This window comes from Sphingomonas xanthus (assembly GCF_007998985.1).
In the GTDB taxonomy this organism is placed as follows: Bacteria; Pseudomonadota; Alphaproteobacteria; order Sphingomonadales; family Sphingomonadaceae; genus Sphingomicrobium; species Sphingomicrobium xanthum.
This window is the reverse complement of the sequence record NZ_CP041659.1, coordinates 246,741-262,683: the sequence shown is the minus strand read 5'-3', so window position 1 is coordinate 262,683 and position 15,943 is coordinate 246,741. Positions and strand designations below refer to the sequence as shown.

Annotated in this window: 9 protein-coding genes and 1 tRNA gene; 7 read left to right on the top strand and 3 right to left on the bottom strand. The window is 57.3% G+C overall.

The window, feature by feature from the left end; all coding sequences use genetic code 11:
• Positions 1 to 11: 11 nt before the first annotated feature.
• The 6 genes from FMM02_RS01225 to FMM02_RS01200 all read left to right on the top strand — a co-directional run bounded on the left by FMM02_RS01225 (position 12) and on the right by FMM02_RS01200 (position 11,168).
• Positions 12 to 1,778 (top strand): DUF6531 domain-containing protein, encoded by a 1,767-nt coding sequence (locus FMM02_RS01225; RefSeq protein ID WP_147493160.1) that lies wholly within the window; start codon positions 12 to 14, stop codon positions 1,776 to 1,778.
• Positions 1,775 to 4,471, top strand: coding sequence for an RHS repeat-associated core domain-containing protein (locus tag FMM02_RS01220; RefSeq protein WP_147493159.1), 2,697 nt, complete (start codon positions 1,775 to 1,777; stop codon positions 4,469 to 4,471). Before FMM02_RS01225 ends, FMM02_RS01220 begins: the two co-directional genes overlap by 4 nt.
• Before the next feature lie 582 nt (positions 4,472 to 5,053).
• Positions 5,054 to 7,675 carry an RHS repeat-associated core domain-containing protein gene (locus FMM02_RS01215; protein ID WP_187107806.1) on the top strand — a complete coding sequence of 874 codons (2,622 nt, stop codon included), beginning with the start codon at positions 5,054 to 5,056 and terminating at the stop codon, positions 7,673 to 7,675.
• Entirely contained in the window at positions 7,638 to 8,168 is a 531-nt protein-coding gene (locus FMM02_RS01210; protein ID WP_147493157.1) for a hypothetical protein, read from the top strand. The genes FMM02_RS01215 and FMM02_RS01210 overlap by 38 nt, the downstream gene beginning before the upstream one ends.
• Before the next feature lie 259 nt (positions 8,169 to 8,427).
• Complete coding sequence (locus FMM02_RS01205) at positions 8,428 to 10,059, top strand: hypothetical protein (RefSeq protein WP_147493156.1); 1,632 nt, start codon at positions 8,428 to 8,430, stop codon at positions 10,057 to 10,059.
• A 179-nt stretch (positions 10,060 to 10,238) separates the two neighbouring features.
• The gene (locus FMM02_RS01200) at positions 10,239 to 11,168 is read left to right on the top strand and encodes a DUF4238 domain-containing protein (protein WP_147493155.1); all 930 of its coding nucleotides are present in this window, start codon (positions 10,239 to 10,241) and stop codon (positions 11,166 to 11,168) included.
• A gap of 320 nt (positions 11,169 to 11,488) precedes the next feature.
• On the opposite strand, the gene FMM02_RS01195 is transcribed toward FMM02_RS01200, so the two are convergent.
• Positions 11,489 to 12,031 carry a hypothetical protein gene (locus FMM02_RS01195; protein WP_187107804.1) on the bottom strand — a complete coding sequence of 181 codons (543 nt, stop codon included), beginning with the start codon at positions 12,029 to 12,031 and terminating at the stop codon, positions 11,489 to 11,491.
• 58 nt (positions 12,032 to 12,089) lie between these two features.
• Between FMM02_RS01195 and FMM02_RS01190 the strand changes: the two genes are divergently transcribed.
• Positions 12,090 to 12,165: transfer RNA gene (locus tag FMM02_RS01190), tRNA-Lys, on the top strand.
• Between the two features lie 15 nt (positions 12,166 to 12,180).
• Here FMM02_RS01190 and FMM02_RS01185 read toward each other — a convergent pair.
• Together FMM02_RS01185 and FMM02_RS01180 are read right to left on the bottom strand one after the other, a co-directional pair.
• On the bottom strand, positions 12,181 to 15,210 hold the full coding sequence (locus FMM02_RS01185) for a DNA methyltransferase family protein (protein ID WP_147493153.1): 3,030 nt from the start codon (positions 15,208 to 15,210) through the stop codon (positions 12,181 to 12,183).
• Between the two features lie 69 nt (positions 15,211 to 15,279).
• Entirely contained in the window at positions 15,280 to 15,528 is a 249-nt protein-coding gene (locus FMM02_RS01180) for a helix-turn-helix domain-containing protein (RefSeq protein ID WP_147493152.1), read from the bottom strand.
• Positions 15,529 to 15,943 lie beyond the last annotated feature (415 nt).

Below are 15,943 nucleotides of genomic sequence, written 5' to 3'. Positions count from 1 at the left end.
TGGGAGATCAAATGCGTTCCGCTAGTCTAGCTGCCAGGATTGCACTGCTGGCAATCGGCGCCTCCTTTGTGTCGCCGCCGCTGCATGGGCAGCAGAGTCTTCCGCCACAGAAGGAATATTTCATTGGCGAGGGTCAGGTTGATCTTCACCGCGGCACATTCCTCTATTCCCATACCGACATCTCAGTAGGCCCCCAGGGAGCACCGGGCGGGCTCGAGTTTACGCGCTATTACGGCGTGCGTGAGGAAGTTGGCCCTTTTGGTTATGGGGCCTCCCACAACTTCGACATCGACCTCGACCGTATGGCGTTTGTCGAAGAGCCGAATGGCCCCCAGATGTTCAGCTATCGTTATACAATTACGATAGGCCGCACGTCTGAGACCTTTGAAAAAGCCTACGGCTCGTCGGATATCTATTACACGGATGGTTCCGGTGGCTATCATGTCCTGGTAGAGCATGGCACGGACGGACCGTATACCTATTATGGCCCTGATGGGGTCGTGATTAATTTTGGATCATTGTCGGGCACAGGAGGTGTGGTCACTTCGGTAACCAGCTCGGACGGCACACAAGTTAACTTCAGCAGACAATCAGGATTCTATTTAATCACGAACAATCATGGCTATGGCCTAGGTGTGCACTATGGCACTGCTGGTCGTGTTACGAAGGTCTGTGCAGTTAATCTGGCAGCTGAACATGTTGCTACTGCATGTCCAAGCAATGCTCCGGCTGCGACCTATAGCTGGGGTGGATTGAACAGTGCCCAAATGCTCGGGTTTACCGACCCGACCGGACAGACGACCAGCTATGGCTACGATTCAACTCTGTCCTCCATTCAGTCGCCGGGCAGCGCCACGCCGGATGTGACTCTGACCTTCCATCCAATCAGCGGCAAAGTCTTCACGCAGACGCTGGCGAATGGGGCAACCTGGACATATCATTATCAGACTGAAGGGCAGACCTGGTGGGTTTCGGAACGCCAGAATGCCTGGACGGAAGTCACCAATCCGTTAGGCAAAACCATCCGCTACGAAGGCTTCGGGCCGGGCGGCAGCAAGCCGAGCAAGATCCGCGACGAGCTGGGGCGCGAAACCACGTTTGGCTTTGCCTGGGCCGGCGGCGGACTTGTCAACGTTCCCGCCCGAAAAACAGAGCCCGAGGGCAACGAAACACGATATAGTTACACGGGCGGTTGGACCAAACCGACTGAGGTCAGGCAGGTGGCAAAACCGGGCAGCGGTCTGGCTGATATTGTTACCACCGCGACCTACTCGGTTAACCCCTCAGCGACATGGCCGAACTTCGCCTGCACCAATCCCAAGATCTGCGACAAGCCGCTGACCGTCACCGATGCGCGGGGAGGAACTACAAACTTTACGTATGACTCCAATCATGGCGGGGTTTTGAGCGAAATGAAGCCGGCGCCCACCGCAGGCGGGCCGCGGCCTTTGAAGATAACGAATTGGGCTCAGCGCAATGCTTACGTAAAGGATTCATCCGGATCGTTGGTGCAGGCGACAAGCCCGGTCTGGGTTGTGACTTCGGAAACTGAATGCCAGACAGTCGCCGGCGGAAGTACCCCAGTATGTGACAATACGGCTCCGGTCAGGGTTACCACTCTGGAGTATCCGTCCGTACCGGCAATTAACGCATTGCTTCCCCGCGGGAGCGTGGTCACGACAGGCGGGATCTCGCGCCGCACGTGCTTCGGTTATGACACGCTGGGCCGGAAGATCAGCGAGACGACACCCAACGCCAATTTGACGAGTTGCCCATGAAGTGGTGGGTCATGAACCGCACCGTTGCCGGGGTGGCAGTGGCATTAACGGCTGCTGCCCTGCTCATTGCGGCGCCTGCTTCGGCCCAGACCTCTGCTTCGCTCTATACCAAGGCAGTGCGCTATGATGCGATGGGCCGGGTGGTGGGGACGATCGCGCCGGATCCGGACGGGGCGGGTCCGCTGGGCCATGCGGCAATCCGCAACAGCTATAATGGCAAGGGCCAGCTGGTTAGGGTTGAGACCGGCGAGCTGGCGAGCTGGCAGTCGGAAGCCGTGGCGCCTGCAAGCTGGACCGGTTTCACGGTGCAGTCGTCGGTCGACTATGCCTATGACAATGCCTGGAAGAAGACCAGCGAGACGAGGCGCGGCTCGGACGGGGTTGCCTACGGGCTGACCCAGTACAGCTACAACGCTGTCGGCTGGCTGGAGTGCACCGCGGTTCGCATGAACCCCGCTGCCTATGGCTCGCTTCCGGCGAGCGCCTGCGTAACCAGCGCCGAGGGCAGCAACGGCCCCGACCGGATCACCCGCAATGTCTATGATATCGCCGGTCAGTTGATCCAGGTGCGCGAAGGGGTGGGAACCCCGTTCGAGGTGGCCGAGGCGACCTACAGCTACACGTCCAACGGCAAGCGCCGCTATGTGATCGACGCCAATGGCAACCGGGCCGAGCTGGTCTACGACGGCTTCGACCGGCAGGTGAAGTGGGTCTTCCCGCAGGCCACGCGGCCGAGCGCGTTTGACGACACCACCCATGCCACGACGCTGACCACCGCCGGCCCGATCAATGCCGCCGATTATGAGCAATATGGCTATGACGCCGCCGGCAACCGCACCTCCTTGCGCAAGCGCGACGGCTCGACGCTGACCTACAGCTACGATGCCTTGAACCGGATGACGCTGAAGGTGGTGCCCTCGCGCGCCGGCCTGACCGCTGCGCAGACTCGCGATGTCTATTACGATTATGACATCGATGGGCTGATGACCAAGGCCCGGTTCGACAGCCTGAGCGGCGATGGCATCACCAGCGTCTACAACGGCTTTGGCGAGCTCGTCTCGAGCACGATTCTCATGGCCGGGCTGAGCCGGACGCTGAGTTACGCCCATGACCGGGAAGCCAAGCGCATCGAGCTGACCCATCATGACGGCCAGAGGTTCAGCTATGCCCGCGACGGCCTGGGCCGGGTCAGCAACATTTACGAGGGGACCAGCCAGGTCGGAGCCGCGCAGCTGATCCAGGCAAGCTATGACAGCCGCGGCCTGATCACCGCGCTGCAGCGCTCGACGTCGGGCAATGCCTTCGTTACCGGTTTCAGCTTCGATCCGGTCGGGCGCCTGTCGTCCTTCACCCACGATGCCGCCGCCGGCACCGCCAGCGACCTCACCATCTCCCAGGGCTTCAGCCCGGCCAGCCAGATTATCAGCCAGAGCCGCAGCAACGATGCCTACTCATGGTCGGGCGCGGTGACGGTCAACCGCACCTACTCGACCAACGGCCTCAACCAGTACAGCGCTGCGGGACCGGCGAGCTTCACCTATGACGCCAACGGCAACCTCACCTCGGATGGCTCGACCAGCTTCATCTATGACATCGAGAACCGGCTGGTCAGCGCCAGCGGCGCCAGCAACGCCAGCCTTGTCTGGGATCCGATGGGCCGGCTGTTCCAGGTGACCGGCCCGACCACCAACACCCGCTTCCTCTACGACGGCGACGAGCTGGTCGCCGAATATGACAGTGCTGGCACGCTTATCCGCCGCTATGTCCACTCCGACAATGTCGACGATCCGGTCGTCCAGTATGACGGCACCGCGGTCGGCGCCTCATATCGCAGCTTCCTGCTGCCCGACGAGCGCGGCTCGATCGCCGGCCTCATCTACAACGACGGCACCGCCCGCGCGATCAACAGCTACGACGAGTACGGCATCCCCGCTGCCGCCAACCAGGGCCGGTTCCAGTACACCGGCCAGGCGTGGATCCCTGAGCTTGGCATGTACCACTACAAGGCCCGCATCTACTCGCCCACCCTGGGCCGGTTCCTGCAAACCGATCCCATCGGATATGAGGATCAGGTCAACCTCTACGCATATGTCAGCAATGATCCGATCAAATTTTCGGATACTAACGGGCAAAAGATAATTATTAGCGGTTCGGCGGACGACAGGAACTTGCTCAGGGCAGCGATCAAATCCGTAGGAAATTCGAGTCCTGCACTGCAAGCGCGCCTCATATTGCTTATACAATCCCCAAACGTACATAGGGTCAGATTTGAAGCGAACTTGAGAGGGGAGCCAGAGATAAACACGCCGATAATACCGCATAAGGCTTCGAATGGAATGGGAACGAGCTCCACTACAAGAATTGATCCGTCATATCGAACAGGGGTTGATTGGCTTTCTAGAGACCTCAACACGATGGTTGCCCATGGATTGTTCGGACATGGGTACGATACCGACCGCGGCCGATTAAAGACAGGCATCGACGAGAAAACTACGATCGAGTTTAGGGAACTCGACGCAATGAAAGTCGAAAACCACTACAATAGAAGTTCCGGTCGAAAGGAACAAGACAAGTACGGCGATAAACCAATAAAGACAGACAAAAGCGCTCCTTGGTCCATTGAGGGCGATACCATTACTGGTTGTAGGGGCACCGCTACCCGCATTGATACGGGCGAAACAATGGGGTGTTAATACTACCGGTCGCACAATTTGAAGGGACAATGATGTTAACGTCACGGATAGTGTTGGCTGGTTGCTTGCTGGCTTCCTGTCAAGATCAATCTCTTGGATCACAAGATGCTATGGCGCGACGCATTGATCAGTCTATTAAGCTTCCAAAAGATGCGCTTCCTCTAGGCGCATATTCCAAGTACTATGTTGAAACGAAACCAAGGCAGATCGAAGTATTATACGTGGCACATGGCAGCCATTTCTACGAGGTCGAAAAATTCTGTCGAGAAAACTACGAGAGGCAATTTCCTTGTGGCAATGAACCAGGAGAGATTGAGCTCGTTAGGCCCGGTGAAGGCAAATGGCTAAAGGAAGTGCAAGATTTTCCGATTCCAAGTGGTGGCGGCTGCATAGCTATTAGATTCAAATACGACATAAGCAAAGGTCGTTACTCGACGCCAAGATGCAATGGTCCGTATTAGGGTTTAGCAATTCGAGCGCAGAAGCGGATCTGACTGGAGGCTAATGCCCCCAACGCCAATCTGACAAGCTGCTCATGACGTTGCAAGGGGGGGCGTGAGGCACGTGTTTATAGCCAAAGCCATGGGTACCCTGGGCGGCGTTGCCGCCTTCCTGCTCGCAGCCCCTGCCTCCGCCCAGACGTCCCCATCGCCCTACACCAAGGCGGTCCGCTACGATGCGCTGGGCCGGGTGGTGGGGACGATCGCGCCGGATCCGGACGGGGCGGGTCCGCTGGGCCATGCGGCAATCCGCAACAGCTATAATGGCAAGGGCCAGCTGGTTAGGGTTGAGACCGGCGAGCTGGCGAGCTGGCAGTCGGAAGCCGTGGCGCCTGCAAGCTGGACCGGTTTCACGGTGCAGTCGTCGGTCGACTATGCCTATGACAATGCCTGGAAGAAGACCAGCGAGACGAGGCGCGGCTCGGACGGGGTTGCCTACGGGCTGACCCAGTACAGCTACAACGCTGTCGGCTGGCTGGAGTGCACCGCGGTTCGCATGAACCCCGCTGCCTATGGCTCGCTTCCGGCGAGCGCCTGCGTAACCAGCGCCGAGGGCAGCAACGGCCCCGACCGGATCACCCGCAATGTCTATGATATCGCCGGTCAGTTGATCCAGGTGCGCGAAGGGGTGGGAACCCCGTTCGAGGTGGCCGAGGCGACCTACAGCTACACGTCCAACGGCAAGCGCCGCTATGTGATCGACGCCAATGGCAACCGGGCCGAGCTGGTCTACGACGGCTTCGACCGGCAGGTGAAGTGGGTCTTCCCGCAGGCCACGCGGCCGAGCGCGTTTGACGACACCACCCATGCCACGACGCTGACCACCGCCGGCCCGATCAATGCCGCCGATTATGAGCAATATGGCTATGACGCCGCCGGCAACCGCACCTCCTTGCGCAAGCGCGACGGCTCGACGCTGACCTACAGCTACGATGCCTTGAACCGGATGACGCTGAAGGTGGTGCCCTCGCGCGCCGGCCTGACCGCTGCGCAGACTCGCGATGTCTATTACGATTATGACATCGATGGGCTGATGACCAAGGCCCGGTTCGACAGCCTGAGCGGCGATGGCATCACCAGCGTCTACAACGGCTTTGGCGAGCTCGTCTCGAGCACGATTCTCATGGCCGGGCTGAGCCGGACGCTGAGTTACGCCCATGACCGGGAAGCCAAGCGCATCGAGCTGACCCATCATGACGGCCAGAGGTTCAGCTATGCCCGCGACGGCCTGGGCCGGGTCAGCAACATTTACGAGGGGACCAGCCAGGTCGGAGCCGCGCAGCTGATCCAGGCAAGCTATGACAGCCGCGGCCTGATCACCGCGCTGCAGCGCTCGACGTCGGGCAATGCCTTCGTTACCGGTTTCAGCTTCGATCCGGTCGGGCGCCTGTCGTCCTTCACCCACGATGCCGCCGCCGGCACCGCCAGCGACCTCACCATCTCCCAGGGCTTCAGCCCGGCCAGCCAGATTATCAGCCAGAGCCGCAGCAACGATGCCTACTCATGGTCGGGCGCGGTGACGGTCAACCGCACCTACTCGACCAACGGCCTCAACCAGTACAGCGCTGCGGGACCGGCGAGCTTCACCTATGACGCCAACGGCAACCTCACCTCGGATGGCTCGACCAGCTTCATCTATGACATCGAGAACCGGCTGGTCAGCGCCAGCGGCGCCAGCAACGCCAGCCTTGTCTGGGATCCGATGGGCCGGCTGTTCCAGGTGACCGGCCCGACCACCAACACCCGCTTCCTCTACGACGGCGACGAGCTGGTCGCCGAATATGACAGTGCTGGCACGCTTATCCGCCGCTATGTCCACTCCGACAATGTCGACGATCCGGTGGTGCAGTATGACGCCGCCGCGGTCGGCGCCTCGGCCCGCAGCTTCCTGCTGCCCGACGAGCGCGGCTCGATCGCCGGCCTCATCTACAACGACGGCACGGACCGGGCGAAGAACAGCTACGACGAGTATGGCATCCCGGCCGCCGCCAACCAGGGCCGGTTCCAGTACACCGGCCAGGTCTGGCTGCCCGAGCTCGGCATGTACCACTACAAGGCCCGCATCTACTCGCCCACGCTGGGGCGGTTCCTGCAGACCGATCCCATCGGGTACGAGGATCAGGTCAACCTCTACGCCTATGTGGGGAATGATCCGGTGAACAAGACAGATCCCACCGGAACTTCCTGCAAAGATGATGGAACGGAATGCAGGGTCGATTCGGTAAACGGAGATTCGAAGTACGCGTCAAGGGATGCTTATCAAAAGGACTCAGCGACTCAAGCCAAGGTAGCGGCAGCTACCAATGCGCTCCAACGAGCCGTTAATACCGCCAAGGCGAACCCCGACACGAAAGTGACAGTTACCCTTAAATATACCCCGATGGGGAGCCGACTGGAGCGAACCGCGTCACAGACGTTCACCTATGCTCAGATTGCGAGCACGCTCATAAAAACGCATTTAGACGTGAATACGATACGCCAGCCGCATGAAACCAGAGCCTTAAGCGGCCCCGGCCAACCCATAACATTGTTTGATAGAGCAACGACCGGCCGTAGCTACGACTTGCAGAGGACATTCTATCATGAGGCGATCCACTATCACGACAATGAGCTCCGTCAGATCCGCAGTTTTGCGACGCACAAAAAACCCTATTCGGACGCAGCAGATGTCATATGCCGCGATGATCCTGCTCCTTGCGAGTGAAACGGCTGCGGGATGCTCCATGCTAAGACAGCAAGTCGATTTTGAGAGTGCAAAATGGCCCTTGTACGAGTCGATAAATGATCCGCCCGGTCAACGGCCAACACGGGCGTTGATCGAAAATGGAGTCGTCCACCTAGGCGGAATTGATTACTCCCGAGACGAATTGCTTCAGTCAGACGTTGGTTTCTCGTTGATATTCGAAAAAGTAGAGGGCGGCATCAGGGCACGGCGTTATCCGATTGTTTTTCCGGCCTCCGGCCATATGAGATTTGAATTTCACGACTACGTTTGCTCGGCTGAGCAAATACAGAATACGGTCAAAGTGAAATGCCGGGATAAAAAAAGCAACCGCTCGTATAGTTCGCTAATAGCAAATGGCGGTTTGATGAGTTTCGAGACCACATGCATTGACCACCCGTCTAATACCTGCACGTATAAGCTGGTAGACGGTGAGGCATTACGTCCAAGCCAAGTTCAGGATTCTTCGCAGTAAGTACATCAAATACCGTTGACTTCATCAAGTTTACGCTCATTCTAGAACGCGGGATTCCCGCAGCGAATGATACCCGCCCCTCTAAGGTTTTCTCTCAACCGGTGGCGGTGGAGAGCACCGGAGCGCCTTCGGAGTTGCCGGGACCGATGGCCACGGATACGGCAATGTCGTCACCGTAGGCGAGGGCAACGAGTTTGCCGTGCATGCTTTCAATCTGGCCCTGGCTTGGCCCCATCGCACCCGGTCGACCGTCGGCGATTTGATTCAGAATCTGCAAGGGTTGGATGAAGTGCTGCACCCGCAGGTGTGGGATGTCGTCGACTGTTGGGTTGCAGATGCCAGCGCAGAAGATCGCGCATGGCTTCGTGAGAAAATCAGGATCACGGCATTCGGTCGCCGCGCCGTTAAGCGCAAGAAGAAGCTAGGCAAAGGCGTTTCAGATGATCGCGCTAGGCAGGCGTATGATGCACTTCTGCCGTCGGATGTCGTGCTGCGTCACGCATGGCTCTTTAAGCAATCGTGGGTCGAAGAATCTGCCGATGAGCTCGATGACGATGACCTCGACTTTCGCAAACGCGAGGAACGCATCTCCGCGCTGCGGGGGGAGGCGGTCTCGGAAGTCTTCGCAGAAGGGGGTGTGGTTGCAGTAATGCGCTTGGCCGAAATGGGTCAGGCTCAGCACAATGTCGGCTGGTTTCTGTCCAGCTCGCTGGCGGACGCCGAGCAACTTAAGGATGCGCTCAAGCAAATTGTGAACGGTAAGCCGATAGAGGGCACAAAGGCCTCGGTCGTCGGCGGCGCGTTGGCGGAGGCGAGAAATCGCGGGCTCGATGTATTAAGTTCCATCGTAGCCGGGGAAGGCGCCGACACGGCGGTACCCATCCTGCTTGCAGCTCCGTTTGACCGCTTGACCTGGGACGTGGCCGAGAAAGCGGGACTGGCCGGAAGATACTGGAAGGAGATCACACCGGGCTGGAATCGGACGGAGGACGATATTCGACACGCCGTAAAAAAATTGGTCGAGGCCGGGAGACCGCGCGCCGCTTTCCAGTTTGCGCATTTCGAACTCAAGGAACTGCAACCGCGCGACCTCTTCAACCTTCTCGACGCGATCCGTCGCGGCTCAGATGAGGCGGCGGGCACTTACCTGCTCGATCCGCACGACCTTCGAGGTGCTTTCGAACTGCTGAATGCCAGCGGTCAGATGTCTACCGATGAAATGGCAGGCTTGGAATTTGCATTCATCGATGTGCTCGACGACGACGAAGGTGTGGGCCTTGTGAATCTAGGTCGGCAGATCGAAGCCCATCCCGAGCTTTTCGTGCAGGCAGTCCGCTACGTTTATCGTCGCGACGACGAGGGCAATGACACTCCCGAGCTTGAAATTTCAGAAGAACAAAACTCCGCTCGCGCCAATTCCTGTTATCGATTGCTTGAGCGGCTAGGTGCAATTCCCTGGCACGATGAAAACGGCGAGCTTTGCGCCGAGCGGATCGTAAACTGGGTAGAGCAAGTCAGGGCCGGTTGCGCTGCCGTTGCTAGATCGGGTGTTGGCGACAGCCACATTGGGCAATTGCTATCTCACGCTCCCGCCGCAGAAGACGGCGTGTGGCCCTGTATGCCGGTGCGCGACGCGCTTGAACAAGTAGCTAACGAAGACTTGGGGCGCGGTTTGCAAATTGCCAAGCGCAACTCACGCGGGGCGCATTGGAGAGGCGAAGGCGGCGCGCAGGAGCGGGCCATAGCGGCAAAATATGCGGGCTGGGCCAAGGCAATGGAGTACACGCACCCGCGTGTCGCTGCGATCTTGCACGAGCTAGAGTTGAGCTATCTCCACGAAGCGGAATGGGAGGACAATGAGGCGAAGATTATGCGGCGGATGCGTTACTGATTGAAGCCTGCGAACAGGGTCGCGGGATCTGTCAGACACGTGCGCAGTCAGCTCTTAGTCGTACTAAGGCGAGCGCGGATGGTCCGCTTCCTTGCTGCAGCTAGGCAAGCAGCTACGATCGGCGATAACTAGCCTGCAGAACGAGATCGTTGCAGTGGAACCAATAAATGGGCCATTGAATCGATCGCTGGCGACGAGGAAGCGCCCTGAAGCACCACTATGTCCCCCAATTCCTTTTGCGTCGGTGGTCCAACGCCAATGGCAAGCTTTATGTCTTTGCAATGTGCAACGGCCGACTTGTCTGTAGCGAACGTGCACCCGAATATACTGGGTTCGAGCATGACCTCTACGCGGTGATCGCCAACGCAATTGGGCTGTCCGAAGACGTTCTCGAGCGGAAGCTTTTTGGGCCGATCGACAAAAATGCCTCCAAAGTCCTAGAGAAGTTAGAGCAACATGCTCCGATAAGCGAAGACGAGCATATCGCTTGGACCTTTTTCCTAAGTTCGTTGCGCGTGCGGCAACCCGACGTCCTAGATTTCCTTCGCACGGACGGAATCGCGCGGATGAAGGCTTTCCTCGCCGAATTCGACCAGACTACGCTCCCAGCGAGCTCGGTCACAACAGAGCAGTGGTTTGCCGAGAATCTCCCCGGCGCCTTGGAAGCGAGGAGCCTCACCTCGTGGTTGCCACGGATGATCACGCATGACGAGGTAACTGATGCTTTCGCCGGCCTTAAATGGTGGTTTCGTGAATTCGAACCTGCAGAGGCCAAGCTGCTTCTGGCGGACGACCCGATCTATTGGGACGGCGGCTTGCGCAAGGCGGGCTTCATGATTCACCTCCCCATCGCACCTGACCGGCTGTTCATCGGCACGCGATCAGAAGAGAGCGAAACGATCCTTAGCCAAATGCCCGCCGCTGAACTGATCAGGCGGGTAAATCGCACGACGCTCGCATCTTCGGTCGATCGGATCTGGGCATCGACCCAAGACGAAGCGCGGACCTTCATCGAAGCCCATCTCGACGACATCGGAAAGGACGCCAGGATATTTCGGTCGATCGCACCCTGGGCGAGGTCGACGGCGGCCCCAGCGAATGGCAGCTAATCGCGCCCCATCGACCAATTCCTGCCAGTCGGCAAACGGCCATGTTCTGCCTTATGGCCTATTTCAGCAGAATCGAGCGAAGGTCGCTCGGGGCGAATCCATGATCGTTCGTAGCGCGCTTACCAGGTGATTACGCAACCAGTCGTCGATAACCCGGTTCATTCATAAGCCTTTGAAAAGGCTGGTGGACGCACTAGGGCTCGAACCTAGGACCCGCTGATTAAGAGAAGATGTTACCCTATCGTAACAAAAATCGTTGTTTTTCAATGATATCGGTTAACCCGAAATCGGAGCTGAGGCCTCAAAATTAGAGCAGCTGACTATGACGGTGGTTTGCGTTGCTGGAAGCGACAAGCTTCACCTTGAATATGTCTGCCCCAGTCTTCGGCGTCCCGTTCAGGGTTCGGATCATTCCCGGTTATAGACAACCGTGCCTCCGGCAATAGTTGCTCAATAACGCATATGATCTGTCGATAGAGGTAAGGAAATACTCGGAGCTCGCTTCCGTCATCATGCCAGATGTCCCAGCCGTTCGCTTCCCAGTAGTCTTCATCTCCATCGGACCAGGGATCGAGCTCGAAGTTCAATTCCCATTTTTCATAATCTTCAGACGAATCCCACCGAACGCGGTCCAGCTGATCGTCCCATGCGTGTGGATGGCGAAACCGATATTCAGTTTCGCTCCTACTCAATCCAAATATCCGTCGGGATACTTCGTCGATGCGATCTTCGAGATCATCGAACTGAGGAAGTATTTGGCGGCCAGGAATATGAAGCGCTGCCTCAATCTCGCGGACGCCTGAGAGATCGATGAGACGGATCGGCTCTTTCACGGAACAAATATGGAACATCGGAAAATGCATTACAAGGGGCTTGATGTGCAAAAACTTGGCGCTATATCGCCCCTCATCCAGACAGCGTGGACTGTTAGCTCAGTTGGTAGAGCAGCCGACTCTTAATCGGCCGGTCCTTGGTTCGAGCCCAAGACAGTCCACCATTCTTTTGAACGGGTCTAAGCGTCGACAGCTTCGTCCACGCCCGAAAATTCCTCCTCCTCGTCGCTACCCTCATCTGGTTCGCCGACGCGGCGACCACCACAGATCGAGGGTTCCTCAGCTAACTTATTCCTCAGCGTTTGAAGCGCTTGGCGAACAGTAACGCGCGCATCTCCTGAGACTAAGAGGTTGATGATAAAGTCGTCTATTTGAGCGCGCACAGGATCTACCGCGAGCTCGTGAACGTCCATGAGTTTGGAAGCCTTTATCCCGTCAAAAAAAACATCAGCGGACGCCAATTGCTCGGAAGCCAAAGAAGTCGGATCGAGAATTGCGAGAGATTCTAGTCTGCTGGTGGTGACTGATCCCCGGCCCGCTTGGCCTTTGTTCGCGATCCACCAATAGCTCAATATGCCGAATGTTGAGTTCAGCCACAACGAAATGACGTTTGTGTGCAGTTTGTCATGGAGCACCACAGACGGCCATGCCCTCCCGCCAACTGCTTCGCGACTAGTAACGGCCGCCACTAGTGCATTTGAGTTAAACTGTAGGTCAGTCGCGATATGTATAGATGAACGCTGGTTCCAAATGTTCTCCAGGCGAGCGCTTATTTTTTCGCGAACGATTGGATCGGGGGACGTGCGCACCAAACCTTCGGAATCGCCGTCAATGACCAGAGTCCTTTCACGCTTTTCATCATGAGCCGCCAAGATTGGATACGACACGCTTTGTGGAGACCTCGTCCGCGCAATCTTGAAGGGGCCTCGTGGCGCTCCCCCAGAAGTTGTGGAGCCGCTCACATCCAAATGGTATGGTCCAGCTTTGCCGACCTTTTTCATTTGGCATATGGATAGAGAAATTACGTCGGCCGCGAGCATGCCAGGCAACCAAAGCTTGCCCAAAGTCAGGTGAAATGCTGTTTGAGCGACAGAATGGTCTTTAATTCTGAATAAGGACCAAGTTCCTGATTCAGGTTTTGGCGCAGTGATTGCCTCACCGACCTTTTCATCGCCGAGATAAATTGGAGTGCCGCCCAGAGGACCGTCCTCTAGCCTGCTTAGGACGCCGCTTGCTCTCAGTCGAAGAATCTCATTAGCAACCTCCGCACCTTCTAGGATGGAAGTAGGCCGACGAAGCAAGCTTACGCTTGTAAGCCGATCATCAGGAGCCCCACGCGTCATGACAATCATTGCTTCGGGTGTGCCGGTGTCGGCAGAAAATGCCGTTTCTTTTGGGCGGCCCCTCGCGATAGAGAGCATGATTATATCTTTGTATGCCTTGCCCCATAGCTTTCGACATGCCTCCCAAGAGGCGCCGGAGAACGCTGCAAGCTGAAGTATCAAGCCTACCCGTCCGCCATACTTAATCTTTCGGTGAGCTATCTCGGCAAACAGCGAGCCTGCGCCCGCGTTGGCATGATAAACGGTGTCGCTCGTTAGCTTTCCGGCCCGTTTCGACATCTGCTCCTGATCGGTGGTCGTCGTACCAAACGCCGCGAATAGGGGCCTAGTGGTTTGCTTTGTCTTGCCGCCACCACCGGTCAACCGTGTGAACGGTGGATTCATTAGCACAAAGTCAAAGTCCTGATCGTGAACTGACGCCCCGCCTACTGTGAGCCAAGGATCCACGATTTTCTCGCCAGAGGCTCCAGCCTGCGATGCCGAGATTGCGATCGTAGATAAGGCGCCCTGCTTCTCAAGCAGATCGACTGCTCCAAGCGACACCGCTCCACCCGTACCTACCCCGAATGGCAGCGTGAGGATCTTAGTATGGTTATATTGCGCCTCTGGGTGCGCAGATGAAAGCTGGGACGCAGTTATATGTGTTGCGGAAGGAACGACGTCGCAGCCGACAATTGCTTCCTCCATCAAGCATTTGTGGACTGCGGCGCTATCGTAACCATTTTGTTCAACTACTCGCCGTACCTCGCCGTATGCGGCGGATAGGAGCGAACCAGTTCCGCATGCGAAGTCGGCAATTCGCAGATTGCCCACGCCTTCGGGCAGGGCCTCCTCAACTGTGCGGGGCAGCTGCGGGATAACCAGGCGGCTCAAGAGCGCCGCCGATGACGGGGCGGTGTAGAAAGTCGCCAGGAAACGGCGGTCCGAAATGAGCTTCTGAAAGACTGTGCCGATTAGGTCGGGATTTCCCCCCAAGTTTAGGCTGACGAGCTGGTCAGCAGTTCTCAAAGCTTCGTCGATGAACGACTTCCAGACCTCACCGGGAATGAAACGCAAGAGATCGGAAGCAATGCCGAAAATCGGCCAATAGTTGATTTCGAGGATCTGCTGCCACGCGGCAATCACTTCAAGTTTCCCGGGCGTCGAATCAAACTCGTAGATGGATGATACCGACGAGAGTTCCCCCACGCCGCCGGCGAGTTTCTCTTGGAAGACAAAGGCGTTGATTATTATGGTCGCCGCCATGCGGAACGACTGGATGTTTGCGTCCTGTTTGAGACAGTTTGCGAACTTTTCGGCCATGCCAGGGTGGCTTGGTGTTCCGGCTTCCAAAAGGCTCGCTAAGACTGTTGCCCCTTGCTGTAGTAAGGCCGAAGCCTCCTCAATAAGGTGCGGAGAGGCACGCGCAGTCGAAATGGCAAATGCCAAGTCATCTAGAGTGCCCACTACGAAGCCGGCCTCCGGCCACCTTTGGGTTTCAGCCTGATTTTCGCCGTATAATATGCAGTAGCTAAACTGCGTCTCGACCGCGAAAGCGGCGGCGATCTCGGCTCCCGAGAGCTTCCGATATTTGTCGGGTAGTTTGAGCGCGATCGCAGAGTAAATCGTACCGCCGGTCGGCTTATACTTTTGCCCCACACGACTCTTGGCATCAGCCTCCACGGTTGAAGCGGGTGCGAGCTCTGTTTCAATTGCGACCGGGAATTTGGGGTCGTGGGCCACGACGATGTCTGGCCTAAGTCCTGAGGCTTCAAGCACGCCGGTATTTTCGCAGCGCACAGTTCCAGGTTTGCTCCATTCAGCGCGCTTCGCTCGAAGCAACCCTGACAAATGCTCGTTCAGAACAATCTCGATTGTGCCTGCCATCCCCACCCCTTACTTCGGCATCTCAGTTCTGACGGCCGGAGCAGGAAAAACAAGGCGAAGATTATAATATTAGACGCGCCTAGGTTCGATCATGTCCCGAAGCGTTGACTCGATATCCAATTCGAGGGCCTTCGCCACATCCAAGAACTCGATTATGTCGAGCCGGCGTTCACCAGACTCGTACTTCGACACGAACTGCTGGCGCTTGCCGAGCGCGGTTGCAAGTTCAACCTGTGTGATGCGCGCGTTATGCCTAGCGATCCGAAGTGCTTCGATTGCCCGCACATAGCGATCGTCATGAGCGTCTCGCTTAGCCATCTAGAAATCGTAGAGATGGGATTGCAAATACCCCAAAACGGGGTATTTTCTAGTTGTGCGTGATTTTCTTACTCGGTCGGACATTGCTCGATTGCTGCAGATCAGCAGCAAGCAAGCTGGCCGACTGATGTGCGAAATGCCGACCGTCTGTCCTGGCCGCAAACACCGCCGCGTGATGCGAGCCGACTTCGAGGATTGGCTAAGGGCAAAAAGGCAGCCAGCGGTCCTTTCCCGAGCTTCTTGCGTTCGCGGTGCCGCATTGGCGACCGCAGATCGGATTGCCGCCCGCAATCCTAACGGAAGCATAGTTATGGCGGCAAAAAACTCGACTAGCGTCATCATCAAGGGTGAGACATTCGGGTGAGACAGGTATGTCTCTGTTTGCACCTAAGTATCTGAAAAACAGCAGAAAAAA